The 588-nt window shown below is 65.1% G+C and carries 2 protein-coding genes; both read left to right on the forward strand.

The window, feature by feature from the left end; genetic code table 11:
• Positions 1 to 355 (forward strand): Gp15 family bacteriophage protein (locus D1646_RS22415; RefSeq protein WP_243154304.1); only part of this gene is annotated, 355 nt, incomplete at its 5' end.
• Between the two features lie 15 nt (positions 356 to 370).
• Positions 371 to 588: hypothetical protein (locus D1646_RS22420; protein WP_160638529.1), on the forward strand; the 218-nt coding region annotated here is incomplete at its 3' end.

A 588-nucleotide genomic window follows, 5' to 3' on the forward strand; every position in this document is an offset into this window, starting at 1 on the left:
AATGGCGGAGCTGGCCCGCTTCCTCAACCAGGGAGAGGAGCCGGAGGAGTCCGCCCGGCCCAGGACCATCGACTGGGACCAGGACCGGACCCTCATCGCCGCCGAGATCAACAAAGCGGCGGGGCTGGAGGTGCGGGCCCTCCCCTTTCTCCACTGGTGGACCTTCCTGGGCTATTTTAACACCATTGGCGAGGGCCAGCTGTCCGCCATTGTGTCCATCCGGGAGAAGCTGCGCAGGGGCAGAAAGCTGGAGAGCTGGGAACAGGAGTTTTACCGGGAGAACCGGGAGCGCATTGAGTTCAAGCGGAAATACACCGCGGAGGAGGAGCAGACCCTCAGCGCGTGGGGCGTCTGACCGGGAGGTGAGTCTATGGCAAGGGGCGCGGATGGACATGTCATCATTGATACGGCGCTGAACAACAGGGGCTTTATCCGGGGCATCCAGGCGCTGACCGGCCAGACCGGCGGCCTCCAGGCGGCAGTCAAGCGGCTGGGCGGGGCCATTGTGACCGCCTTTGCGGTGAAGGGCGTGGTGGACTTCGGCAGGCGGGCGGTGCAGCTGGGCAGCGATATGGCCGAGGTGCAGAA

The organism is Pseudoflavonifractor sp. 60, assembly GCF_009911645.1.
GTDB lineage: Bacteria > Bacillota > Clostridia > Oscillospirales > Oscillospiraceae > Lawsonibacter.